General features: G+C 71.6%; 16 protein-coding genes. 10 read left to right on the top strand and 6 right to left on the bottom strand.

From position 1 onward, the window contains the following. Positions 1-7: 7 nt before the first annotated feature. A complete protein-coding gene (locus tag ACSYGO_RS37270) occupies positions 8-1,072 on the bottom strand; it encodes a hypothetical protein (RefSeq protein WP_460389314.1) in 1,065 nt (354 codons plus the stop codon). 84 nt (positions 1,073-1,156) lie between these two features. Then, positions 1,157-3,835, bottom strand: coding sequence for an FAD/NAD(P)-binding protein (locus ACSYGO_RS37265; protein ID WP_460389312.1), 2,679 nt, complete (start codon positions 3,833-3,835; stop codon positions 1,157-1,159). A gap of 303 nt (positions 3,836-4,138) precedes the next feature. Here ACSYGO_RS37265 and ACSYGO_RS37260 point away from each other — a divergent pair, with 303 nt between their 5' ends. Then, positions 4,139-5,380, top strand: coding sequence for a L,D-transpeptidase (locus tag ACSYGO_RS37260; RefSeq protein WP_460389311.1), 1,242 nt, complete (start codon positions 4,139-4,141; stop codon positions 5,378-5,380). A gap of 171 nt (positions 5,381-5,551) precedes the next feature. Beyond that, entirely contained in the window at positions 5,552-6,940 is a 1,389-nt protein-coding gene (locus ACSYGO_RS37255) for a glycoside hydrolase family 16 protein (protein WP_432190392.1), read from the top strand. Between the two features lie 114 nt (positions 6,941-7,054). Here ACSYGO_RS37255 and ACSYGO_RS37250 read toward each other — a convergent pair whose 3' ends face one another. Further along, positions 7,055-7,966, bottom strand: coding sequence for a helix-turn-helix domain-containing protein (locus ACSYGO_RS37250; RefSeq protein ID WP_426682767.1), 912 nt, complete (start codon positions 7,964-7,966; stop codon positions 7,055-7,057). Positions 7,967-8,122: 156 nt separating this feature from the next. Between ACSYGO_RS37250 and tkt the strand changes: the two genes are divergently transcribed. Genes tkt through ACSYGO_RS37215 form a run of 7 tightly spaced genes read left to right on the top strand, consistent with a single transcriptional unit; the run spans position 8,123 to position 17,174 of the window. Then, positions 8,123-10,222: a transketolase gene (gene tkt, locus ACSYGO_RS37245; RefSeq protein WP_426682766.1), complete on the top strand. Its 2,100-nt coding sequence runs from the start codon at positions 8,123-8,125 to the stop codon at positions 10,220-10,222. A gap of 19 nt (positions 10,223-10,241) precedes the next feature. Next, a complete protein-coding gene (gene tal / locus ACSYGO_RS37240) occupies positions 10,242-11,387 on the top strand; it encodes a transaldolase (protein WP_460389308.1) in 1,146 nt (381 codons plus the stop codon). Continuing rightward, a complete protein-coding gene (gene zwf / locus ACSYGO_RS37235; protein WP_460389306.1) occupies positions 11,384-13,096 on the top strand; it encodes a glucose-6-phosphate dehydrogenase in 1,713 nt (570 codons plus the stop codon). Before tal ends, zwf begins: the two co-directional genes overlap by 4 nt. Next, the gene (gene opcA / locus ACSYGO_RS37230; protein ID WP_426682763.1) at positions 13,093-14,028 is read left to right on the top strand and encodes a glucose-6-phosphate dehydrogenase assembly protein OpcA; all 936 of its coding nucleotides are present in this window, start codon (positions 13,093-13,095) and stop codon (positions 14,026-14,028) included. The genes zwf and opcA overlap by 4 nt, the downstream gene beginning before the upstream one ends. Then, positions 14,021-15,670: a glucose-6-phosphate isomerase gene (gene pgi, locus ACSYGO_RS37225; protein WP_460389304.1), complete on the top strand. Its 1,650-nt coding sequence runs from the start codon at positions 14,021-14,023 to the stop codon at positions 15,668-15,670. The genes opcA and pgi overlap by 8 nt, the downstream gene beginning before the upstream one ends. 6 nt (positions 15,671-15,676) lie before the next feature. Beyond that, positions 15,677-16,555, top strand: a complete 879-nt coding sequence (gene gnd / locus ACSYGO_RS37220) for a phosphogluconate dehydrogenase (NAD(+)-dependent, decarboxylating) (RefSeq protein ID WP_432174055.1) — start codon at positions 15,677-15,679, stop codon at positions 16,553-16,555. A gap of 7 nt (positions 16,556-16,562) precedes the next feature. Next, positions 16,563-17,174 (top strand): histidine phosphatase family protein, encoded by a 612-nt coding sequence (locus ACSYGO_RS37215; protein ID WP_432174056.1) that lies wholly within the window; start codon positions 16,563-16,565, stop codon positions 17,172-17,174. Between the two features lie 259 nt (positions 17,175-17,433). On the opposite strand, the gene ACSYGO_RS37210 is transcribed toward ACSYGO_RS37215, so the two are convergent. Together ACSYGO_RS37210 and ACSYGO_RS37205 are read right to left on the bottom strand one after the other, a co-directional pair. Then, positions 17,434-18,396 carry a hypothetical protein gene (locus ACSYGO_RS37210; RefSeq protein ID WP_432174057.1) on the bottom strand — a complete coding sequence of 321 codons (963 nt, stop codon included), beginning with the start codon at positions 18,394-18,396 and terminating at the stop codon, positions 17,434-17,436. A gap of 10 nt (positions 18,397-18,406) precedes the next feature. Then, positions 18,407-19,888: an APC family permease gene (locus ACSYGO_RS37205; protein ID WP_426681572.1), complete on the bottom strand. Its 1,482-nt coding sequence runs from the start codon at positions 19,886-19,888 to the stop codon at positions 18,407-18,409. A gap of 466 nt (positions 19,889-20,354) precedes the next feature. Between ACSYGO_RS37205 and ACSYGO_RS37200 the strand changes: the two genes are divergently transcribed. After that, a complete protein-coding gene (locus ACSYGO_RS37200; protein WP_460389301.1) occupies positions 20,355-22,973 on the top strand; it encodes a glycoside hydrolase family 31 protein in 2,619 nt (872 codons plus the stop codon). Between the two features lie 47 nt (positions 22,974-23,020). Here the strand turns inward: ACSYGO_RS37200 and ACSYGO_RS37195 are convergent, their stop codons facing one another. Beyond that, positions 23,021-24,841, bottom strand: a complete 1,821-nt coding sequence (locus ACSYGO_RS37195) for a bifunctional sugar phosphate isomerase/epimerase/4-hydroxyphenylpyruvate dioxygenase family protein (protein ID WP_460389299.1) — start codon at positions 24,839-24,841, stop codon at positions 23,021-23,023. Between the last annotated feature and the right edge of the window lie 119 nt (positions 24,842-24,960).

Genomic DNA, 24,960 nt, shown 5'->3' with positions numbered 1-24,960 from the left:
GATCAAGTTAAGCGAAGCATTCCGTCCCCGCCGTCCTGCGGCGGGTGACGGAATGCTTCGTGAGCTGCGCGCGGAACTCGTAGCAGCCGAGGGCCACCCGCTGCGTGTCCAGCGGGTTGACCTTGGCGAACACGACGACCTCGGCGGGCGAGCGCTCCACGCTGACGGGCACGGCGACCGGCGAGGGGTACCCGACGATCTCCCTCCCCTCGTCCGTCTGCTGCATCGCGAGGGCCCGTCTCAACTCGGTGTCCCTGAGCGTCCCGTCGGCGACCGCGTGGTCGAGCCGGCGGACGATCGCCGTGGAGCTCGCGTCGAGCACGGCCCGTTCCTCGTCCTCGGCCTGCTTCTCGCGTTCACGCTGAAAGCGCCGGCAGTCGTCCACGGTCGACTGCTCGGAGGTCACGGTGTCCGTGTCCCGCCGCGCCCGGAACTCGTAGCAGACCTGCTCGTTCGTGCCCGCGTCCAGCAGGACGAGCTCGGTCAGCAGACCGCCCGTCACCTTCTGGTCCGCGCGGTGGACGCCCTCGGTCTGCCAGACCTCCGCCCCCTGGACGGCCATGAAGCCGCCCCGGGCCAGGGCGGCGCGCAGTTCCACCGCGACGTCCGCGGCGACCGCCGCGGGACTGCGCGGAGCCCGGGACGACAGCAGCTCCCGGCAGGTCGCGTCGGGCAGTTCGTGTACGGAGACGGGCGGTGGTGAGGACGCCTGGACGACCTCGAAGCGGTAGCAGCCCCTGACCGGGGCGGCGTACCAGCCCGACCCCTGATGCGCGAACCTCGCGGTGACCGTGACCCGCCGTCCGCGCCGCCGGACGTCGGGCATGCCCTCCTTGCCTCTGCCGGCGCCCACCGACCGGTCGATCTCGGTCCCGAGGAGGGCTCCGTCCCCCGCCGCCCGGGACAGCCGGTCCCGCGACACGTCCACGCTCTCCTCCATCGCGTGCCGTGCCCGGTCGTCGGCACGTCCAGGAGCCGTACTGAGCCGCCACATCCCGAACAGCACCAGGACCAGCGCCGTCGTCAGCACGGCCAGACAGCCGTTCAGCATGCATCCCCCGCGTCTCGCCATGTCCGCAGACTGCCCGGCCCGTGCTCCCGCGAGGGCCCTCGTGTCCGACACGTGATCGAACAGGGCCCACCACGAGACGACCGCTCAGCCTGGCAGCGCGGCGAGCAGACGGCGATCGCGCGGCGCGGACCCGCGGTCGAGGCGGGCGTCCAGGAGCCGCCGGGCGGCGTCACAACGGCCCGCCGCGACAAGGGCGTACAGCAGGGTCTCCTCGACGACCTCGCGCTGCGCCGCGCTGCCGCCGACCCTGCGCAGCGCCGGCAGGAGCGCGTCGAGTCCGCGTACGGCCTCGTGGAACCGCTCCTCGACGAGGGCGGCGAAGGCCTCGCACAGCGGGACGACGACCTCGCGCTGCACCGGGTCCGCGCCCGCGGCGTGGTCGCGCAGCCGGCGCAGCGCGGCGAGGTCCCCGGCGGCGGCGAGGGCGACCGCCGCGTGCAGTGCGGTGAAGGCGGTCGCGGGCCGCTCCACGATCTCCCGGCCGACCGTGCCGAGGACGTCCTCGGCGGGCACCCGGCCCCGCCAGCTGTCGCTGAGCCGGGCCCGCCACAGCAGGGAACCCGAGTCGACCAGCGCCCGGATCCCGGTCACCCGGCCCGGCGCGAGCTGCGCGTACCAGCGTCTGCGGACGGCCGCGCCGTCGTCGAGGGCCAGTTCGTGCAGCGCGACGTGCCAGGAGAAGTGCGCCCGGTGGACAGCGCCCCGGCCCTGCCCGGACACCCAGGCGTCGAGCCAGTCACGGCCCGTCTCGTGGGCGCCGGACTCGTAGTGGACGTGGGCCAGCGCGTGCACGGCGTGCCCGGAGGCGGGTTCGGCGGCCAGGGCCCGGTGGGCCAGTTCGGCGGCCTCGTCGTAGCGGCCCTGCCCCTGGCGCAGGAAGGCGAGGAGGGAGGCGGGAAACCAGTGCCCGTGGTAGGCGGGTGCCGTCCGCTCGACCAGGCGCAGCGCGTATCCGTCGTCGAGGTCGTGCAGGCCGGAGAAGGCGATGGTGGGCACGGCGGTGGACAGCGCGAGCGCGTCGGCGGGGTAGGCGTCGAGGTGTCCGAGCAGGGCGCCGGCGCCGTGGTCCGCGTCGTCGCCGTGGATGCGGCGTGTGACGACGTCGACGAAGGAACGCTCCCGTTCGTCGGCCCGGTCGCGGGCGGACCGCTGGGCGTCGGCCAGTTCCCGCGGCACGTCGACGGCGGCACCGCACTCGTGGCCGAGCAGGGCGAGCGCCGCGTGTCCGAGCGCGAAGCCCGGGTCGAGGGCGACCGCGCGCTCGAAGGCGTCCTCGGCACCGGCCCTGACCCTGAGGACCCGGTCGAGTCCGGTGCGGTAGGCGGAGGCGGCCTCGGCGTGGGTGGACAGCGCGAGCCCCTGCGCGTCGACGGGCCGCCGGCGGGCGCCGCGGCGCGGCCCGGGGACGGGGGCGAGGAGCTGTCCGGCCAGCGCGGCCGCCTGGGCGCGGATCTCCGGAACGGCGGTGGTCTCCCACAGCTCCCCGCGGCGCGGGGCGCCGAGCGTGAACAGCGGGCGCTCGGCGCGGCCTTCGGCGTCCAGGAGGCGGCCGTCGCGGGTCGCCACCCCCATGCCGAGCGGGCCGGGGACCGCGGCGCCGGAGTCGAACAGCGAACGCCACAGGGGGTCTTCGGGACGGGGCCCGGGCCCGGTGCAGTCGACGACCCAGCCCACCTGGATCCGCGTGCCGTCGGAGAGCGCGACCAGCACGTCGTCGTCGCGGACCACGGCGCCGGTGACGGCGCCGGAGTGCACGCGCAGCCGCCGGGCGGTACGGGCGCGGGCCACCGACTCGGCGGTCACGGGTGCCATCCGGTGGCGGTGGGTGTTCCACAGCGCGCCCTCGCGTTCCAGGAACGCGGCACGCTCGTCCGGCGTCAGGCTGCGCCACAGCCGGGCGGTGTGCGGCCGCAGGCTGTCGAGGGCGGGACGCCAGTCGCCCCGGGTGCGCACGGCGCGGCCGATGTGGCGGTAGACGGTCCTGCGCAGCGCGGCCAGCGAGGGCGTGTCGAGGCCGTCCGGCGCGGGCATGGCCGGGGCGGGGCTGAGCGCGTGCGGCTGGGGCAGCAGTCCGTTGCGGGACGCGGCGTGCACGGTGCGTCCGGGCCGGTCCAGGCTCAGGGCGAGGTCGACGGCGGTGAGCCCGGTGCCGACCAGCAGGACGTCGGCACAGTCGGCGAGCGGTCCGTCGAGGGCGCCCGGCGCCCACGGCGCCGGTACGAAGCGTGCGCTGCCGCGCAGCGCGGGCGGGACCCGGTCGCCGCGCGCGGGCGCGGGCCCGGTGGCGAGCACGGCGCTGTCGGCCCGCAGCAGGCTCCCGTCGGCGAGGTGCAGCTCGACCGCGTCTCCGGGCGCGCCGGTGCAGGCGTCCGCCCGGGTCCGCAGCCGGCGCACGGCGACCGTGCCGTGGGCGCGGACGATCGCCCCGGCCAGGGTGTCGGCCAGGTAGGCGCCGTAGCGGTAGCGGGTGGCGAAGTCGGTTCCTCTGACGTCGGGTTCGCCGTGGCGGCAGAGCCACCGGGTGAAGTGGCCGGGATCGTCGGGGTAGCAGCTCATGCCGCTCGCGGGCACGTTCAGGCGGTGCCGCGGGTCGGGGGTCGCGTACGCGGTGCCCCGCCCCGCCTCCGGGGCCGGGTCGACCAGCACGAGGTCGAGCGGCGCCCGTCGGCGGGCGGCCGTCTCGCACAGGTGGACGGCGGTCAGCGCGCCGGCGGCGCCCGCTCCGACGATGGCCACGGTGTGCCGCTTGCGGGCTGGGTTCACGGATACCTCCGGCGGGTTCTGCGGCGGGCTCGGTGTGCGGTTCTCCTTCTTCACCGTCCGGCCGGAAGGGTGTGGGGAGGGCTTCCGGGGCGGGGATCTCACCGGAAACTCAGGGTGCCGGTCGGCTGCTCATACTGTGTTCACCTCCGGGGGTGGCCGGACAACCGGGGTTTCCGGCCGTCTGTTGCCGTGTCTTCACAGGAATCTCAGGTGGCGGCCCTCGGATTCAAAGAATCAACCCAGGTAAGGGGCGCAGGATGCACGCGTCGTGGCGGTGATCGAAGAACCCAGGGAAGGCGTGCCGTGAGCGTCCCTCAGATATCGAACCGGTCGGGTCGGACGGCGTGGTCGCGGCGCGGGGTCCTGGCCGCGCTCGGTGCCGCCGTGCCGGCCGCGCTGACGGGGTGCGCCGGCGCGGCCGGCGCGTCGGAGGGGAGCGGCGGCTCGCCGACGGCGCAGGCGAGCGGCAGCACCGGGGCCCGGACGCCTACCGTCACCGTCACCCCGGCCGACGGGACGCGGAAGGCCGCCTTCACCAGCCCGGTCGAGGTCACCGTGGCGGACGGCACCTTGTCGGACGTGAAGGTCGCCGGGAACGACGGCAGCACGCTGAGCGGGTCGTTCGACGATGCCCGTACGAGGTGGACGTCCGACCGGAACCCGTACTCGGGCACCAAGTACACGGTCACCGCGAAGGTGCCGGGTGCGGGCACGCACAGGGCGGGCTTCGTCACCAGGGCGCCCGGCGAGACATTCGTGGGGTACTTCACCCCCGAGGCGGACTCGACCTGCGGGGTCGGCATGCCCGTGTCCCTCGGCTTCACCCACGCCGTCTCGGACCGGGCCGCCGTCGAGCGGGCGATCACGGTCACGGCCGAACCCGCCGTCGAGGTGGTCGGCCACTGGTTCGGCGACACCCGGCTCGACTTCCGGCCCGAGGAGTACTGGGCCGCGGGCACGAAGGTCACGCTGAGCCTGCGCCTGAAGGACGTCGAGGGCGCGGACGGGGTGTACGGCACGCAGTCCAAGGACGTCACCTTCACCGTGGGCCGCCGTCAGGTCAGCACCGTGGACCTGGCCGAGAAGACGATGACGGTGGAGCGGGACGGCGCGACGTACGCCACCTATCCGGTCAGCGGCGGCGACGCCGAGCACACCACCTGGTCCGGGATCATGGTGATCAGCGAGCGGTTCGAACAGACCCGGATGCAGTCCTCGACCGTCGGTCTCGGCGACGAGTACGACATCAAGGACGTCCCGCACGCCCAGCGCCTGACCACCTCGGGCACCTTCGTCCACGGCAACTACTGGGCGTCCCCGTCGGTCTTCGGCGGCAGCAACACCAGCCACGGATGCATCGGTCTGCGCGACGCCAAGGGTGCGGCCGACCGCTCCGTGCCGGGCTACGAGTTCTACGCGAGTTCGATGCTCGGCGACGTGGTCGTGGTGCGGAACTCGGGCGAGCGGACGGTGGACCCGGCCAACGGCCTGAACGGCTGGAACCTGTCGTGGACGGAATGGAAGGCGGGCAGCGCCCTGCGCTGACGGGTCCGGCGAAGTACCCCCTTCACCTCATGAACTCCCTTGCACGGAAAGGAGTTTCTGGGCTTTACCTCTTGACGACCGGAGTGACAGAGAGCACATTGGCCGCGCAGCTGATCTGAGAGCGCTCTCAAAAAACTCGCACACCCCACTCCGTACCCGAAGAGGCCCCCCATGAGAGAAACGCCCGGCAGACCTCGCCCCCTCAGGCGCGTGCTCGTCGCCGTGTTCAGCACACTCGGCCTGGCGGCCGCCGCCGCCACGGCCGCCACCCTCCCCGCGAACGCCTCCGCACCCACTCCCCCCTCCGGCTGGTCCCAGGTCTTCCTCGACGACTTCAACGGCTCCGCCGGGACCGGCGTCAACACCGCCAACTGGCAGTACGACACCGGCACCAGCTACCCGGGCGGCGCCGCCAACTGGGGCACCGGCGAGGTCGAGACCATGACCTCCAGCACCAGCAACGTCGCCCTCGACGGCAACGGCAATCTGCTGATCACGCCACGGCGCGACGCCTCCGGCAACTGGACCTCGGGCCGGATCGAGACCAACCGCACCGACTTCCAGCCGGCCGCCGGCGGCAAACTGCGCGTCGAGTCGCGGATCCAGATGCCGAACGTGACCGGCGACGCGGCCAAGGGCTACTGGCCCGCCTTCTGGATGCTGGGCGCGCCGTACCGCGGCAACTACCAGAACTGGCCGGGCGTCGGCGAGCTGGACATCATGGAGAACGTCCAGGGGCTCAACACCGAATGGGCGACGATGCACTGCGGCACCAACCCGGGCGGCCCGTGCAACGAGACGTCCGGCATCGGCGGCAACACCCCCTGCACCGGGACGACATGCCAGGCGGGCTTCCACACCTACGCGATGGAGTGGGACAAGTCGACCAGCGTCGAGGAGATCCGCTTCTACCTCGACGGCGTCAACTTCCACACCGTGCGGGCGAATCAGGTCGACGCGACGACCTGGGCGAACGCCACCAACCACGGCTACTTCATCATCCTGAACGTGGCGATGGGCGGCGGCTTCCCGGGAGCCTTCGGCGGCGGCCCCTACAGCAGCACGGAGCCCGGCCACCCCATGGTCGTGGACTATGTCCAGGTGCTCCAGTCCGATGGGAGCGGTACCACACCTCCTCCGACCGGCAACCGTGACGCCTACGCGGCCATCCAGGCCGAGTCCTACGACAGCCAGTCGGGCACCCTCACCGAGAGCACCACGGACACCGGGGGCGGTCAGAACATCGGCGCCCTGGCGAACGGCGACTGGGCCGTCTACAAGGGCGTCAACTTCGGCTCCTCCGCTGCGCACCAGTTCTACGGCCGGGTGTCGAGCGGCGCGGCCGGCGGGGTCAGCGGTCTGGTCGAGGTGCGCCTCGACAGCCGTACGAGCACGCCGATCGGCAGCTTCGCGCTGGCCAACACGGGCGGCTGGCAGTCCTGGAGGACGGTTCCGGCGAACATCGGTGCCGTCACGGGCACCCACGACGTCTATCTGACCTTCACCAGCGGCCAGCCGGCCGACTTCGTGAACGTCAACTGGTTCGACTTCGGTCACTGACGCACGACGGTCGTACGGCGACCGACGCACCACCGGCATGACCGGCGCACCACGGGCATCCGTCACCGGCGGATGCCCGGCTCCGGGAGGGGCGGGCCGTGCGGCCCGCCCCTCTCAGCGCAGTTCGGCCCGGAAGGCCACCGGAGTCGTGCCGGTGTGCTGATGGAAGAACTTGGAGAAGTTGGCGGAGTCGGGGAAGCCCACGGCGACGCCGATGCGGCCGATGGGCATCTCCGTGTGCGCGAGGAGACGCTTGGCCTCCAGGATCACGCGCTTGTCGATGAACCCCTTGGGCGTCTCGCCGGTGGCGGCGCGCACCGCGCGGACGAGGGTGCGGCGCGAGTAGCCGAGGGCGTCGGCGTACGCGCTGACGCTGTGGACGGTGGCGAACCGCTTCTCGACCGCGTCGCGAAAGCGGGTGAAGGTGGTGTCGGTCTGCTCGCGGGCCGCCTCGGCGGAGCTCGCGGCGAGATGGGCGAGGCGCAGCAGGAACGCGGTGAGGGAGTGCCGGAGCACCGAGGTGTGCAGGCTGAGCGGCAGGGTGGTCGTGTCGACGTACTCGCGTTCCAGCTGGGCCAGCGCGTGCTCCAGGGCGGCCAGCTGGGCGGCGTCGGGGTGCAGCAGCGGGGGCAGGTCGTAGCGGTAGAGACCGGTGGCCTCGACGATCGCCCGCGGCAGGAAGCCGGGCTGCATGGTCAGGACGGTGCCGCGGTAGCGGTCCGTCGAGGAGAAGCGGTGCACCTGGCCGGGCCGGATCCACAGGACGTCGCCCGCGCCGGCCTCGTACTCGGCGAAGTCGACCATGTGCCGCACGGGGCCCGAGTCGAAGAGCATCACGACGTGGAAGTCGATGCGGTGCACGCGCTCCAGCGGCGCGTCCACGTGCCAGGTGCGCTCCGGCCCCATCGAGCCGATCTGCATTCCGACACCGGAAAGGCTCAGGTCGACCGGGAAGGGGAAGGTCTTGATCCCGTCCCGGGACCCGTCGGCGCCCCCGGCAGCGCCTTGGGTGGTTCTGTCTGGCATGTCCTTCTCGCGGCGGCTCGGTGCGGCTCTGTGCGGCCCTGCGTGTCCCACTTTCACCGAAGGCTGACACACGGGCACCTTCCCGAGCAAAAGTCAGACTTTTAGGTTTGAACGCGTCCGAGCAGTTACGACGCTTCGATCGAGGACTTCTTGAAGATGAGCACGCAGCAGAGCACCCCGACACCCGACGGCTCCCCGGACGGTCCGGAGTGGACCGAGCTCGACCGGCGTGCCGTCGACACCGCACGTCTCCTGGCCGCCGACGCCGTCCAGCAGGTCGGGAACGGCCACCCGGGCACCGCGATGGCGCTCGCTCCGGCCGCGTACACGCTCTTTCAAAAGGTGATGCGACACGACCCCGCGGACCCCGAGTGGACCGGCCGTGACCGCTTCGTCCTCTCCCCCGGCCACACCTCGCTGACCCTGTACACCCAGCTCTTCCTCTCGGGCTACGAGCTCGAACTGGACGACCTGAAGGCGTTCCGCACGCACGGTTCGAAGACCCCGGGGCACCCCGAGTACGGACACACCGCCGGTGTGGAGACGACGACCGGGCCGCTCGGCCAGGGTGTCGCGAACGCCGTGGGCATGGCGATGGCCGCCCGCTACGAGCGCGGCCTGTTCGACCCCGAGGCCCCCGCGGGCGAGTCCCCCTTCGACCACACCGTCTGGGCGATCGTCTCCGACGGCGACCTGGAGGAGGGCGTCTCCGCCGAGGCCTCCTCCCTCGCGGGCCACCAGAAGCTCGGCAACCTCGTCTTCGTCTACGACGACAACCACATCTCCATCGAGGGCGACACCGCGACCGCGTTCTCCGAGGACGTCCTGAAGCGGTACGAGGCCTACGGCTGGCACGTCCAGCGGATCGAGCCGTCCGCCGACGGCGACGTCGACGTGCACGCGCTGTACGCGGCGCTCAGGGCGGCGCAGGCCGAGACCGGGCGCCCCTCGATCATCGCGATGCGCACGATCATCGCCTGGCCCGCCCCGAACGCGCAGAACACCGAGGCCTCCCACGGCTCGGCGCTCGGCGCCGAGGAGATCGCCGCCACCAAGCGGGTCCTGGGATTCGACCCCGAGCAGACCTTCCAGGTCGAGCCCGAGGTGCTGGCGCACGCCCGCACCGCGCTGGACCGGGGTGCCGAGGCGCACGCCGCCTGGGACAAGCGGATCGCCGAGTGGCGCACCGCCTCCCCGGAGCGCGCGAAGCTGTTCGACCGGATCGTGGCCGGGCAGCTCCCCGAGGGCTGGGAGGCGCAGCTTCCCGTCTTCGAGGAGGGCACGTCCGTGGCGACCCGTGCCGCCTCCGGCAAGGTCCTCCAGGCGCTCGGCGCCGTCATCCCCGAGCTGTGGGGCGGCTCCGCCGACCTGGCCGGCTCCAACAACACGACCATCGACAAGACGTCGTCGTTCCTGCCGGCGGGCAACCCGCTGCCGGAGGCCGACCCGTACGGCCGTACGGTCCACTTCGGCATCCGCGAGTTCTCCATGGCCGCGGAGATGAACGGCATCGCCCTGCACGGCAACACCCGCGTCTACGGCGGCACCTTCCTGGTCTTCTCCGACTACATGCGCAACGCCGTCCGCATGTCGGCCCTGATGCAGCTCCCGGTGACGTACGTGTGGACGCACGACTCCATCGGCCTCGGCGAGGACGGCCCCACCCACCAGCCGGTCGAGCACCTCGCCTCGCTGCGCGCCATCCCGGGCCTGAACATCGTCCGTCCCGCGGACGCCAACGAGACCGCCGTGGCCTGGGCCGAGATCCTCAAGCGGCACGCCACGAACCCGGCGCCGCACGGCCTGGCGCTCACCCGTCAGGGTGTACCGACCTACCCCGTCAACCCGGACGCGGCACGCGGCGGTTACGTGCTCGCCGACTCCTCCACCGAGACGCCCGACGTCGTCCTCGTCGCCACCGGCTCCGAGGTCGCACTGGCCGTCGAGGCACGGCAGCTGCTGGAGGCCGACGGCGTCGGCACCCGTGTCGTGTCGATGCCGTCGGTCGAGTGGTTCGAGGAGCAGCCCGCCGAGTACCGGGAGCAGGTCCTTCCGCCGTCGGTGAAGGCCCGCGTGGCGGTCGAGGCGGGCATCGGTCTGACCTGGTACCGGTACGTCGGTGACGCCGGACGCATCGTGTCGCTGGAGCACTTCGGTGCCTCCGCCGACGCCAGGACCCTGTTCACCGAGTTCGGCTTCACGGCCGAGAACGTCGCCGCCGCCGCGCGGGAATCCCTTGCCGCCCTCCGCGGTTGATCCGTTCGCACGAAGGAAGATGATCACTGTGACCGAAGCGACCGCGACCGCGGTACCCCTCAAGCGCCTCTCCGGCGAAGGCGTCTCCATCTGGCTGGACGACCTCTCGCGCAAGCGCATCGCGTCCGGCAACCTCGCCGAACTCATCGCGTCCAGGCACGTGGTGGGCGTGACGACCAACCCGTCCATCTTCCAGGCCGCCATCGGCTCCGGAGAGGGATACGAGGAGCAGCTGGCCGACCTCGCCGAGCGCGGCGTGACGGTCGACGAGGCCGTCCGCATGATGACGACCGCCGACGTGCGCGCCGCGGCCGACATCCTGCGCCCGGTGTACGACGCGACCGGCGGCCGGGACGGCCGGGTCTCGATCGAGGTCGACCCCCGGCTGGCCCACCGCACCGCCGCGACGATCGCCGAGGCCAAGCAGCTCGCCTGGCTGGTCGACCGCCCGAACGTGATGATCAAGATCCCGGCGACGAAGGCGGGCCTCCCTGCCATCACCGAGGTCATCGGCCTCGGCATCAGCGTCAACGTCACGCTGATCTTCTCGCTGGAGCGCTACCGCGAGGTGATGGACGCCTACATCGCCGGCCTGGAGAAGGCCCGCGAGCGGGGTCTGGACCTGTCGGAGATCCACTCCGTGGCGTCCTTCTTCGTCTCCCGCGTCGACAGCGAGATCGACAAGCGGCTGGCGAAGGTCGGCACGGACGAGGCGCTCGCGCTCAAGGGCAGGGCGGCGCTCGCCAACGCGCGGCTCGCCTACGAGGCGTACGAGGAGGTCTTCGGCGGTGCCCGCTGGACCGCGCTCGCCCCGTCCGGCGCCCACAAGCAGCGCCCCCTGTGGGCCTCGACGGGCGTCAAGGACCCCTCGTACAAGGACACGCTGTACGTCGACGAGCTGGTCGCGCCGGGCACCGTCAACACCATGCCGGAGGCGACGCTGGACGCCACCGCCGCCCGCGGCGACGTCCGCGGCGACACGGTGACCGGCGGCTACGCCCAGGCCCGGGCCGACCTCGCGGCCGTCGAGCGGCTCGGGATCTCGTACGACGAGGTCGTGGGGCAGCTGGAGGACGAGGGCGTCTCGAAGTTCGAGGCGGCCTGGGAGGACCTGCTCGAAGCGGTGACGGAGTCGCTGCGCGGCAAGGGAGTTGAGGGGGAATGACCAGGAGTCGACAGCGTGCCGAGGGTACGACGGCGGATGCGGCCGCCGCGCCGGAGGGATCCGGTGACCAGGCCGTGGAACCGGGTGACGTGACGACGGCACAGGGAGCCCCGGCCGCGGAGCCGGGCACGGGCACGGGCGACGCGACGCACCAGGACGTCGCCGAGGCGCTCGGCCTCGCGGGCGCCGACTGGGACAACCCGCTGCGCGACCCGCGCGACCGCCGCCTCCCGCGCATCGCGGGACCGTCCGGCCTGGTCATCTTCGGCGTCACCGGCGACCTGTCCCGCAAGAAGCTGATGCCGGCCGTCTACGACCTCGCCAACCGCGGGCTGCTGCCGCCGGGCTTCTCGCTCGTCGGATTCGCCCGCCGCGAGTGGGCCGACCAGGACTTCGCCCAGGTCGTCCACGACTCGGTGCGCGAACACGCGCGCACCGAGTTCCGCGAGGAGGTCTGGCAGCAGCTCGCCGAGGGCATGCGGTTCATCCCGGGCGACTTCGACGACGACACGGCGTTCAAGCAACTGCGCTCCGCCGTCGACGAGTTGGACGCCTCGCGGGGCACCAGCGGCAACTACGCCTTCTACCTGTCCGTGCCGCCGAAGTTCTTCCCGAAGGTCGTCCAGCAGCTCAAGAAGCACGGGCTCGCGGACGCGCCGGAGGGTTCCTGGCGGCGCGCGGTCATCGAGAAGCCCTTCGGTCACGACCTCGCGAGCGCGCGCGAGCTGAACAAGATCGTGCACGAGGTGTTCGACCCGGACCAGGTGTTCCGCATCGACCACTACCTCGGCAAGGAGACCGTCCAGAACATCCTGGCGCTCCGCTTCGCGAACCAGATGTACGAGCCGATCTGGAACCGGTCGTACGTCGACCACGTCCAGATCACGATGGCCGAGGACATCGGCATCGGCGGCCGTGCGGGCTACTACGACGGCATCGGCTCCGCCCGTGACGTCATCCAGAACCATCTGCTCCAGCTGATGGCGCTGACCGCCATGGAGGAGCCCGCCGCCTTCGACGCCGAGTCGCTGCTCACCGAGAAGCTCAAGGTCCTCAAGGCCGTGAAGCTGCCGGAGAACCTGGGCGAGCACACCGTGCGCGGCCAGTACGCGGCGAGCTGGCAGGGCGGCGAGCAGGTACGCGGCTACCTCCAGGAGGACGGCATCGACTCCGCGTCGACGACCGACACCTACGCGGCCGTCAAGCTGGAGGTCGACAACCGCCGTTGGGCGGGCGTCCCCTTCTACCTGCGCACCGGCAAGCGTCTGGGCCGCCGGGTCACCGAGATCGCGGTCGTCTTCCAGCGCGCCCCGCACTCCCCCTTCGACTCCACCGCCACCGAGGAACTCGGCGCGAACGCGATCGTCATCCGGGTCCAGCCCGACGAGGGCATGACCGTGCGCTTCGGTTCCAAGGTGCCGGGTACGTCGATGGAGATCCGGGACGTCACCATGGACTTCGCGTACGGCGAGTCGTTCACCGAGTCCAGCCCGGAGGCGTACGAACGGCTGATCCTGGATGTCCTGCTCGGCGACGCCAATCTCTTCCCCCGTCACCAGGAGGTGGAAGAGTCCTGGAAGATCCTCGACCCGATCGAGGGGTACTGGGACGAGCACGGCAAGCCCGCGCAGTACCCCTCGGGAAGCTGGGGACCCGAGGAAGCCGACGAGATGCTCGCACGAGACGGACGGAGCTGGCGCAGGCCATGAAGATCGATCTGACCGACACCACGGCAAGCAAGATCAACAAGGCGCTCGTGCAGGGGCGCCGGGCCATCGGCACCCCCGCCGTGGGCATGGTCCTGACGATGGTCATCGTCACCGACGAGGAGAACGCCTACGACTCGATCAAGGCGGCCGAGGAGGCCTCGCGCGAGCACCCCTCGCGCACCCTGGTCGTCATCAAGCGCGTCGCGCGCACGCCGCGCGACCGGACCAACTCCCGGCTGGACGCCGAGGTCCGCGTCGGCTCGGACGCGGGCACCGGGGAGACGGTCGTCCTGCGGACGTACGGCGAGGTGTCCGACCACGCCGACTCCGTGGTCCTGCCGCTGCTGCTGCCGGACGCACCGGTCGTCGTGTGGTGGCCGGTGGACGCGCCCGAAGTCCCCGCCAAGGACCCGCTGGGCGCGCTCGCCCAGCGCCGGATCACCGACATGTACGCCGTCGAGGCCCCGCTCCAGGCCCTGGAGGCCCGCGCCGCCTCGTACGCGCCCGGTGACACCGACCTCGCCTGGACCCGGCTGACGCCGTGGCGGTCCATGCTGGCCGCCGCGCTCGACCAGGCCCGTACCAAGGTGATCTCGGCGGCCGTCGAGAGCGAGGCGGAGAACCCGAGCGCCGAACTGCTGGCCCGCTGGCTGGAGGCGCGCCTCGGCGTCACCGTCGAACGCGTCGTCACCGCGGGGCCCGTGGTCACCGCCGTACGGCTGGGCACCGAGAACGGCGAGATCGTCATCGACCGCCCCGAGGGCCCGCTGGCCACGCTCACCCTGCCGGGACAGCCTTCGCGCACCCTCGCGCTGAAGGTGCGCACCACCGCCCAGCTGATCGCGGAGGAGCTGCGCCGCCTCGACGCGGACGAGATGTACGCCGTCGCCCTGCGGGGCGAGGGCACCAAGGAGACCTCCCGTCATGTCTGACCACCCCAAGCTCACCCGGCGCCCCGAGTGGGTTGCCCTGGAGGACCATCGCGCGGGCGCTCTGCTGCACCCGCGGCTGCGTGAGCTGTTCGCCGCCGACCCCGGTCGCGCGGAACGGTACGTCGTGCGGGTCGGCGATCTGCGCATCGACTACTCCAAGCACCTCGTCACGGACGAGACCCTGGCCCTCCTCCAGGAACTCGCCACCGCGACGGACGTGTTCGGGCTGCGGGACGCCATGTTCCGGGGCGAGAAGATCAACGTCACGGAGGGGCGGGCGGTGCTGCACACCGCGCTGCGTGCTCCGCGGGACGCGGTCGTCGAGGTCGACGGTGAGAACGTGGTGCCGGCCGTGCACGCGGTCCTGGACAAGATGGCCGGCTTCGCCGACCGGGTCCGCTCGGGTGAATGGACCGGTCACACCGGCAAGCGCATCAAGAACGTGGTGAACATCGGCATCGGCGGCTCGGACCTGGGCCCCGCGATGGCCTACGAGGCGCTGCGCTCGTTCACCGACCGCGACCTCACGGTCCGTTTCGTGTCCAACGTCGACGGCGCCGACCTGCACGAGGCCACCCATGACCTCGACCCGGCCGAGACTCTGTTCATCATCGCCTCCAAGACCTTCACCACCATCGAGACCATCACCAACGCCACCTCGGCGCGCTCGTGGCTGCTCGACGCACTCGGCGACGACGAGAAGGCCGTCGCGAAGCACTTCGTGGCGTTGTCGACGAACGCGGGGAAGGTGTCGGAGTTCGGCATCGACACCGCCAACATGTTCGAGTTCTGGGACTGGGTCGGCGGGCGGTACTCCTACGACTCCGCGATCGGCCTGTCCCTGATGATCGCGATCGGTCCGGACCGGTTCCGCGAGATGCTCGACGGTTTCCACCTGGTCGACGAGCACTTCCGTACCGCGCCCGCCGAGGCCAACGCGCCGCTGCTGCTGGGCCTGCTGGGCATCTGGTACGGCAACTTCCACGACGCCCAGTCGCACGCCGTGCTGCCGTACTCGCACTACCTGTCCAAGTTCACCGCGTATCTGCAGCAGCTGGACATGGAGTCCAACGGCAAGTCCGTGGACCGCGACGGCAACCCCGTGCAGTGGCAGACCGGCCCGGTGGTCTGGGGCACCCCCGGCACCAACGGCCAGCACGCCTACTACCAGTTGATCCACCAGGGCACCAAGATCGTCCCCGCCGACTTCATCGGCTTCGTCAACCCGGTCGATGAGCTGAACGACGAACTCGCCGCCCAGCACGACCTGTTGATGGCGAACTTCTTCGCGCAGACCCAGGCGCTCGCCTTCGGCAAGACCCCCGACGAGGTCCGCGCGGAGGGCGTGCCCGAGGAGTTGGTGCCGCACAAGACGTTCCGCGGCAACCACCCCACCACCACCATCCTGGCGCGCGAACTCACCCCCTCCGTGCTGGGCCAGCTGATCGCCCTCTACGAACACAAGGTGTTCGTCCAGGGCGCCGTCTGGAACATCGACTCCTTCGACCAATGGGGCGTCGAACTCGGCAAGGTCCTCGCCAAGAAGATCGAACCCGCCCTGACCGAAGGCACCGACGTCCCCGGTCTCGACCCCTCCACCGCCGCCCTCGTGGCCGCGTACCGCACTCTCCGGAAGAAGTGAACTGACATGCAGCTCGGACTCATCGGCCTCGGCAAGATGGGCGGCAACATGCGCGAGCGGATACGCCGCGCGGGCCACACGGTCGTCGGCTACGACCGCAACCCCGACCTGGCCGACGTGAGCAGCCTCGCGGAACTCGTCGGCAAGCTCGAAGGCCCGCGCGTGGTCTGGGTGATGGTGCCCGCGGGTGCACCCACCCAGTCCGTCGTCGACGAACTCGGTGATCTCCTGGAGCCCGGCGACACCGTCGTCGACGGCGGCAACTCCCGCTGGACGGACGACGAGAAGCACGCCGAGCAGCTGGCCGCCAAGGGCATCGGCTTCGTCGACGCGGGTGTCTCCGGCGGTGTGTGGGGCCTGCAGAACGGCTACGCGCTGATGGTGGGCGGCGACGCCGAGCACATCGCGAAGGTCCAGCCGATCTTCGACGCGCTCAAGCCCGAGGGCGACTTCGGCTTCGTGCACGCCGGCAAGGTCGGTGCGGGCCACTTCTCGAAGATGGTCCACAACGGCATCGAGTACGCCATGATGCAGGCCTACGCCGAGGGCTGGGAGCTGCTGGAGAAGGTCGACTCCGTCACGGACGTGCGCGAGGTCTTCCGCTCCTGGCAGGAGGGCACCGTCATCCGCTCCTGGCTGCTCGACCTCGCGGTCAACGCCCTGGACGACGACGAGCACCTGGACAAGCTGCGCGGCTACGCGGAGGACTCCGGCGAGGGCCGCTGGACGGTCGAGGCGGCCATCGACAACGCGGTGCCGCTGCCGGCGATCACCGCGTCGCTGTTCGCGCGCTTCGCGTCGCGGCAGGACGACTCGCCGCAGATGAAGATGATCGCCGCACTGCGCAACCAGTTCGGCGGCCACGCCGTCGAGTCGGCGAAGTAGGACCGCCATGGGCGACCTCATTCTGGTCCGCCACGGGGAGACCGAGTGGAGCCTGTCGGGCCGGCACACCAGCTGGACCGATCTTCCGCTCACCCCGCACGGCGAGGAGCAGGCCAAGTCCCTGGCCCCGTTCTTCGCCGGGCAGTCCTTCGCCCGTGTGCTGACCAGCCCCCTCGGCCGTGCCGTGCGCACGGCCGAACTCGCGGGCCTGACCGGGGCGGTGACCGACCCGGACCTGCACGAGTGGGACTACGGCGGCTACGAGGGCGTCACCACCCGTGCGATCCACGGGACCCGGCCGGACTGGGTGCTGTGGACCGACGGGGTGCCGCCGGGGCCGGACGGGCATCGAGGCGAGTCGCCGCGGGAGATCGGAGAGCGCGCCGACCGTGTGCTCACCCGGGTGGACGCGGCGCTCGCCGAGGGTCCGGGTGACGTGGTGCTGGTGGCGCACGCCCACTTCCTGCGGGTGCTGACGGCCCGTCGGCTGGGCCTGCCCGCGGAGTCCGGGCGGCTCTTCCAGCTCGCGACCGCGACGGTGAGCCGGCTCTCCACGGAGCACGGCGCCCCGGTGATCGCCACCTGGAACCAGCCGGGGGTCTCGCCCGCGGCGCACTAGGGGGTTTCGTTCGGGTCAGGTCGGATCGGGCCGCGGCGTCCGGTGCGGTGCATCGCACGGCTGAGGATCACCCGCGTACCGGGTACTCGGGTGGTCCGACAACGCGGCGAGGTGCCGTGCCGGGCGTCGCGGACCTGGGCTGAACCGAACGAAACCCCCTTGGTCCCGGACCACCGCGGCACCGACGGGGGCCGACTCGCCCATCAGGGCGGGCCGGCCCCCGTTCGCGTACGCGGTCCGTCCCGCGGTCCCGGGCCGGTCACGCCCCGCGCGACGGCCGCTCGCGCCACCGCACGAACTCCCTCTCCGGGTCGCCGGTGCAGGACCACGGCGTACGGCTGGCGCGGCGCCCGATCATCCCGAACAGCGCCTCGGCGATGTCCGGCGTACCGGCGTAACAGGCGGCGTGCGTCAGATGGTTGAGGTCACGGACCTCCTCCGGGGCGACCGGTCCGTCCGGGCGTGCCGTGATCCAGCGCTCCCAGGTGCGCCGTACGTCGTTCACGGCGGCGTCGTGGTTCCAGTGCTGGCCGAGCCCCACGACGGCGTCGCGCTGTCCCTTCGCGCCGTCGAGGACGTAGCGGTACTCCTCGACGCGGGCGAACTGCACCAGGACGGGCAGGGCGCAGCCGGCCGGAGCCACACCGGCCGCGTCCCGCGCGAAGTCGTACATCAGGCCGTGGGTGCCGTGCCAGCGCGAGGAGTAGTAGTGGAGGATCTGCAGATGGCCCTCCATGCTGTACGGGTCGCGGCTGTGCAACTCGTCCCACCAGCGGCCCAGTTCACGGCGGCGCACACCGGTCGGGTAGAGGCGGGCGACCGAGATGAGCGAGATCCAGGGCGTGGGGTCGTCCGGGTACGCCTCGGCGGCCTGGAGGCAGGCGAGCACGGCCCGGTCGATGCGCTGCTGGTCGATGGGCACGCCGCGGCCCGCCGCGATGGCCACGTTGAAGGCCCTGGCCACGTCGGTCGCGGCCCGCAGCACCAGCGCGTCGGCGCTGCGCGGTTCCGCGGCCAGCCACGACTCGGCCGTCGAGTTGCCCGCGCAGGCCGGTGCGAGCAGCCGGACACGGTGGCCGCGCACGGCCCAGTCGGGGCCGGTGGCCCGCAGGAGTTCCCGCAGTCCCTGCCACCGGCCGATCACGATGTCCTGGCGGGCGGAGGTGAGCGGGGCGTCCCCGAAATCGGGGTCGAAGTCCGGGGTGAAGCGGTCTCCCGCCATCGGGTCCCTCTCAGAAGTCGGTGGGGAGACCCTCGTGGGCGGGGGAGCGTTCGGCCGCCGCGGTGGCGTAGCCGTCGGGGACGTACTCGGTCTCGACGACCTGGGTGGCGTCCAGCCTGGCGGGCCGGTAGTAGTCGCTGCCCTGCTTCCAGTACCAGAGCATGGGGACGAGTCCGACGGCGATGCCGCCGATGCCGATCGTGACGGACGCGCCGCTCAGCTCGCCGAGCGACTCGACGAAGATCCAGAACATGAACAGGGCGCCGAGGAACGGCCACAGTCCGCCGAAGAGGAAGTTGGCCGGGGACTTCAGCAGCATCTTGCGGTAGGCGACGACGACCGCGATGCCGGCGAGTCCGTAGTAGACGGCGATCTGGAGGCCGATGGCGGCGATCGCGTCCGCGAGGATGTCGCCGACCGAGCCGAGGGCGTTGGAGGTCACGAACATCAGCAGGGCGACCGCGCCGACCACGACGATCGCGACCCACGGGGTGTTCCACGTGCGGTGCACGCGGCCCAGCGCGGTCGGCATGGTGCGGTCGCGGCCCATGGCGAACAGCGAGCGGGTGACCTGGATGAGCGTGGTCTCCAGGGTGGCGATGGTGGACAGCATGACGGCGACGATGAGGAGTTTCCCGCCCCAGCCGGGCCAGATCTCCTCGCCGAGGACACCCAGTACGTTGGCGTCGTTCTCCTGGATCTGCCGGTCGGTGAGGATGACGTTCACCGCGATGGTGAACACCTCGAAGAGCAGGAAGACGATGCCGACGCCGATGAGGCCGGCGAGGCCCGTCGTGCGGCGGCTGTCCCTGGTCTCCTCGCTGAGGTTGCTGGTGACGTCCCAGCCCCAGTAGTAGAAGGCGGCGATGAGCGCGCCGGACGCGAAGCCTCCCAGCCCGTCGAAGTGGCTGAAGCCCAGCCAGGACCACTCGAAGGAGCGGGCGGTGCCGCCGTGCAGCACCGCGCCGACGGCGAAGACGGCCAGGATCGCGAGCTCCACGCCGGACATGATCAGCTGGGCGCGGACGGTCAGGCGGGCGCCGCCGAGCACGACGACCAGCATGATCAGGAACCAGCCCGCGCCGACGGCGGTGGCGAGTGCCGTGTTGTCGGCGAGCCCCTCGTCGAACAGGGACAGGGTCATCGCGCCCGCGGGCAGCGAGCCCGCGACCATGAAGATGGTCGCCGAGATCACCAGGGCCCAGCCGCTGATGAAGCCGAGGAAGGGGTGCAGCGTGCGGCCGACCCAGGAGTAGCTGGCGCCCGCGTTGACGTCGATCCGGCCGAGATAGCTGAAGGCGAGCGCGATGCCCAGCATGGGTATCGCGCAGTACAGCAGCGCCGCGGGGCTGGCCAGGCCGACCGCCCCGACGAGGACGGCCGTGGTGGCGGCCAGGGAGTACGCGGGGGCGCTGCCCGCCACCGCCATGACGACCGTGTCGAACGTGCCGAGGGCGTTGGCCTGGAGCCCTCTGCCCCTGTTGTTGCTCATGCTCGCGCTGCTTTCCGTCCTGCACGGCGCGCAGGCACGCCCGACAACGCCGTGTGAGAAGTGGGGGGTGTGAAGGTCGATGCCGTACAACCGCCGTCATCGGGCAGAGGGTCGCTCCGCGGGTGGTGTGATGATAGCGGTGGTCGTTCCGCTTTCCAGGTCAACTGGCCGGTAATTTAAGGCCGTCGGCGCCCTGACCTCGCGCCGCCCGGGCCCTTCGGCTCCCCGGTGTCCGGCGCGCCCACTTTCGGATCCGCCTCTCGGGCCACAACGCGATCCCGCACGGCACCCGGGGGCGCCCGGGGGCCCACCTCCCCGCACGGAGCCCCTCGCCGGGACTTCCCTCCCGATTCATTGACATGAACCTGACTGGACGTGCACCCTTCATGCTTGAACATGCACGATCCGACGCTGTTTCAAACACCTGCGAACACAACGCCGTTGGTTTTGAGTGGAGATGCGTACCGTGCGAAGACTCCGACACCGTTTCTGGGCCATGGCGGGGCTCGCCACCGCCCTGACCGTCACCCTCCTGGGCTCCCCCTCGACGCCCGCGCTCGCGGCGACCCCGGCCGGCGCCGTCCTCGACGACACCCACCAGAGCGTCGACTGGCAGAGCCCCGTCTACGCCAAGGGCACCTCGGGCGGCACCGAGAGCTGTCCGTCCGCCGCCGACGACCCGGACGGCAAGGTGTGCGACCGGTTCGACCTGTCGGTCTCGGTGCCCGACGGGTACTGGGCCGACAACCCCGAGGGCGGCGTGCCGGTCTCGATCGAATGGCAGCACCCCACCGACGACTTCGACCTGTACATCTACGACGACGCGGGCAAGCAGGTCGCCAGCAGCGCCGGCACCGCCGACCCCGAGGCCACCGTGATCCCCGACGCGTCGGGCACCTACCACGTACTCGTCGTGCCGTACGACGTGCACGACAACGCGTACACGGGGAAGGCCTACCTGCCGAGGACGACGGACGCCGGGGACCTCACGTCCTTCAGCGGCGGCGACGGAAGCTACACCGTCGAAGCCGGGCAGCTGACGGCACGCGCCGACTTCCTGTCCGGGGGCCGGCTGCGCCTGCAGGCCGACCCGTCCGGCACCCTCACCGACCCGGTGGGCACCGCCATCGTCCGCACCCCGCCCGCCGCGCAGCGGCACACCACGTCCTTCGACGCGGGCTCGTACTACGGCATCCGCTCCCCCGACGCGGTGCTGCGCGTCTACAAGAAGCCGCTGCGCTTCGGCCTCTACAAGGCCGACAACCGCACCCCGTTGTGGCAGGAGGACCGTCCCCTGCGCTGGTCCACCTCGGGCATGCGGCAGAGCCTGACACGCGGCGCCGACGAGCAGTTCTTCGGCGGCGGTGAGCAGAACGGCAGCTTCTCGCACCGCGACCGCACGATGCACGTGGCGAACAGCTTCGACTGGAACGAGGGCGGTTACAACAACTCCCAGCCCTTCTACCTCTCCAGCGCCGGCTACGGCGTCTTCCGCAACACCTTCGCACCGGGCGTCTACGACTTCGGCTCACCGGTGCGGACCGGACAGCAGGAACGCCGCCTGGACGCCTACTACTTCATCGGTGACGCGAAGCAGGTGATCGGCAAGTACACGGCACTGGTGGGCAAGCCGTTCATGCCGCCGGTGTACGGACTGGAACCGGGCGACTCCGACTGCTACCTCCACAACGCCAACCGCGGCGAGCGCCACACCCTCGACGCCCTCAAGATCGCCGACGGCTACACCTCCCACGACATGCCGCTCGGCTGGATGCTCGTCAACGACGGCTACGGCTGCGGCTACGAGAACCTCGCGGAGACGGCCGCGGGCCTCCAGGACCACCACGCCCAGCTCGGGCTGTGGACCCAGGACGGCATCGACAAGCTCGCCGACCAGGTGAAGGCCGGCCAGCGTGTCGCCAAACTGGACGTGGCCTGGGTCGGCAACGGCTACGGCTTCGCGCTCGACGCCTGCGACCGGGCCAAGGCCGGGATCGAGGAGAACAGCGACGCGCGCGGCTTCGTGTGGCTGCCGGTGTCCTGGGCCGGTGCCCAGCGTTGCGGCGTCCTGTGGAGCGGCGACCAGAAGCTGTCCTGGGACTACATCCGCTGGCAGATCCCGACGTACGCCGGGGCCACCATGTCCGGCATCGCGTACAACACAGGTGACGTGGGCTCCATCTACCGCCACGACGCCAAGATGTACACCCGCGACCTCCAGTGGAAGGCGTTCCTGCCGGCCGTCATGACGATGGACGGCTGGGCCTCCGACATCACCACCGGCAAGCCCGCCGACCAGCAGCCCTGGCTGGACGGCGAGCCGTACACCTCCATCAACCGCAAGTACCTCCAGCTGAAGGAGCGTCTGCTTCCCTACATGTACACGCTGTCCGCCGAGGCCACGAAGACGGGCGTCGGAGCGGTGCGCCCGGTGTGGCTGGAGTACCCGGACGACCCCGCGGCCCTGGGCCCCGACGCCAAGTACGAGTTTCTCGTCGGCCGTGACTTCCTGGTCGCACCGGTCTACGAGGACTCCGAGACCCGTGACGGCATCCATCTGCCCGAGGGCACCTGGACCGACTACTGGACCGGCCGCACCTATCAGGGGCCGACGACGATCGACGGTTACCACGCCCTGCTCGACACCCTCCCGCTCTTCGTGCGCGGCGGCGCCGTCGTCCCCATGTGGCCCAAGGGCACGACGAGTTGGCAGACCCGTGACCGGCACGAGCTGGACTGGGACCTCTACCCGAAGGGCGACAGCAGCTACACGCTGTACGAGGACGACGGGGTGACGCGGCGTTTCGCCGACGGCGCTTCGGCGACCCAGCGCGTCACCGTGCACGCCACCGCTCGCACCACGGAGGTCGGCGTCGGTGCGGGCAAGGGGAGTTACGCGGGCAAGCCGTCCGCGCGCGCGTACCGCTTCACCGTGCACGGCGAGTCGGCGCCGCGGCAGGTCCTCCTCGACGGACGGCCGCTCGCGCGTGACGCCTGGTCGTACGACACGGGCTCCGGGGTGACGACGGTCGTCACCCCGGACCGGCCGCTGGACCGCGCGTTCTCGCTGCGGCTCGTGCGGTGACGTGACGCGGGTCGCGCACGCGTACGGCGCGTGCGCGACCCGCGGGCTCAGCGTCCCGGGCGCACCGCGTGCTGCGCGGCGAGGCGCACCGGGGCGTTCTGCGCTCCGTACCCCCGGTATCCGCCGTCGCGCTGGACGAGTTCGAAGAAGACGCGGCCGACGGTCCCGGTGTAGCAGTGGCGGAACTCCCCGGCCTCGTCACGGTCGTACAGAATGCCGAGTTCGCGGTAGGTGTCCAGCTCGCCGTCGCGGAACTCGAAACGTGCGGCCAGGTCGTCGTAGTAGTTCGCGGGGATCGGCAGCAGCCGGCCGCCGGACGCCCGGAAGCGGCGGGCGGCACCGACCACGTCGTCCGTGGCGAGGGCGATGTGCTGGGTGCGGGCCGCGTCACCGGAGGGGGCTGGACCGACACCGAGCGCGATGCGGACGCTGCCGTCGGCGCTGGTGACGGCCCGGCTGCGGTGCAGGCCGTAGGGGTCGGCGACGTCGACGCTCTCCTGAGCGCTCAGCCCGAGCACGCTGCGGTGGAAGAGGGCGGCCTCGTCGAACTGGTGCCAGGGCTGGGTGAGGGCGAGATGGTCGATCCGGGTCACTCCGCCGCCGCCCGGCATGTCCCCGACGGGTTCGAAGTCGCCGGTCCAGCCGAGCGGTTCGCGAGCGTCTCCCTCGTCCGGAGGCGCGGGCGACCCTGAAGGGCCGCAGAAGAAGAGTTCGGTGCCGTCCGGTGCGGCGACCGCGTCGAGCGGCGCGTCCTCGAGCGCGCGGCGCCGCGGCAGGACGGGGGCGAGCAGCGACTCGGCGCGGCGGGCCGCGCCCGCCGGATCCGGCGACTCCAGGCCGACGGCGGCGAGCACCGTGCCGTCGCGCCTGGCCGCGGGGCCCGTGTTGACGAGGACACGGGCCTCGCCCTGCTGCCAGAGATCCACCGGCTTGCTGCGGTGCCGGGCCGTGCGGGTGAAGCCGAGGGCGCCGAGGATCCCCGTGACGGGCGCGGCGTCGGGGGTGACCAGTTCGGCGAAGGCCACCCCGGTGGGCACCACGGGGGCCGGCGGCCCGGCGAGCCCGGTCGCCTCCTGGAGGACGAGCAGGGAGCGCCGGGCGTCCACGGCGGTCTCCCCCGCTTCGGCCTGACGGAACACGTCGTTGAAGACTTCGAGGGAGAGCGGCCCCCGGTATCCCGTGGCGATCACGTGCCGCAGGAGACCGGCGAGGTCGAAGCCGCCCTGGCCGGGGAAGCACCGGTAGTGGCGGCTCCACTGGAGGACGTCCATGGCCATCAGCGGGGCGTCGGCCAGCTGCAGGAAGAAGATCTTCTCGCCGGGGATGTCGGCGATGCCCTTGGGGTCGCCGCCGCGGGCGAGGATGTGGAAGCTGTCCAGGCAGGTGCCGAGCGCCGGATGGTCCGCCGCCTGCACGATGCTCCAGGCGTGGTCGTACGTGTTCACATGGCGTCCCCAGGCCAGTGCCTCGTACGCGACGCGGATGCCGAAGTCCTGGGCCAGATCGGCGAGTTCACGGAGCTGCTCGGCGGCGAGGGCGTCGTCGTCCACGGCGAGCGGGGAGACGCTGGAGCACACCAGGACCGTGTCGGCGCCGAGGCGGCGCATGAGCTCGAACTTGTGCCGCGCCCGGCGCAGATTGCGGGCGAATTCCTCCGAGGGCACGGCCTCGATGTCACGCATCGGCTGGTACAGGTCGATGGAGAGCCCGAGGTCGGCGGTGCGGGCCCGGATCTCCTCGGGTGCGAGAGGGCTCGCGAGCAGGTCGTTCTCGAAGATCTCCACACCGTCGAAGCCCGCCCGGGCCGCGGCCGTGAGTTTCTCCGTCAGGGGTCCGCTGAGCGAGACGGTGGCGATGGACGTGCGCACGGGGTGCTCCTTCGACGCTGCTTCGGGACGGTGGGCGGCCCGGGGGCCACGGCGGTGCGCCGGCCCCGCGACCCCGCCGGGGTGACGGACCTCGGCCGGGACCTCGCCCGGACGGGGCG

This window comes from Streptomyces krungchingensis, assembly GCF_054729265.1.
This window is presented reverse-complemented; position numbering and strand designations above follow the sequence as displayed.

Excerpts from the sequence above, each read along its gene's own strand:
- ACSYGO_RS37270 (WP_460389314.1), bottom strand. The coding sequence starts at position 1,072 with ATGGCGAGACGCGGGGGATGCATGCTGAACGGCTGTCTGGCCGTGCTG.
- ACSYGO_RS37255 (WP_432190392.1), top strand. The coding sequence starts at position 5,552 with ATGAGAGAAACGCCCGGCAGACCTCGCCCCCTCAGGCGCGTGCTCGTC.
- ACSYGO_RS37250 (WP_426682767.1), bottom strand. The coding sequence starts at position 7,966 with ATGCCAGACAGAACCACCCAAGGCGCTGCCGGGGGCGCCGACGGGTCC.
- tkt (WP_426682766.1), top strand. The coding sequence starts at position 8,123 with ATGAGCACGCAGCAGAGCACCCCGACACCCGACGGCTCCCCGGACGGT.
- tal (WP_460389308.1), top strand. The coding sequence starts at position 10,242 with ATGATCACTGTGACCGAAGCGACCGCGACCGCGGTACCCCTCAAGCGC.
- zwf (WP_460389306.1), top strand. The coding sequence starts at position 11,384 with ATGACCAGGAGTCGACAGCGTGCCGAGGGTACGACGGCGGATGCGGCC.
- opcA (WP_426682763.1), top strand. The coding sequence starts at position 13,093 with ATGAAGATCGATCTGACCGACACCACGGCAAGCAAGATCAACAAGGCG.
- pgi (WP_460389304.1), top strand. The coding sequence starts at position 14,021 with ATGTCTGACCACCCCAAGCTCACCCGGCGCCCCGAGTGGGTTGCCCTG.
- gnd (WP_432174055.1), top strand. The coding sequence starts at position 15,677 with ATGCAGCTCGGACTCATCGGCCTCGGCAAGATGGGCGGCAACATGCGC.
- ACSYGO_RS37215 (WP_432174056.1), top strand. The coding sequence starts at position 16,563 with ATGGGCGACCTCATTCTGGTCCGCCACGGGGAGACCGAGTGGAGCCTG.
- ACSYGO_RS37210 (WP_432174057.1), bottom strand. The coding sequence starts at position 18,396 with ATGGCGGGAGACCGCTTCACCCCGGACTTCGACCCCGATTTCGGGGAC.
- ACSYGO_RS37205 (WP_426681572.1), bottom strand. The coding sequence starts at position 19,888 with ATGAGCAACAACAGGGGCAGAGGGCTCCAGGCCAACGCCCTCGGCACG.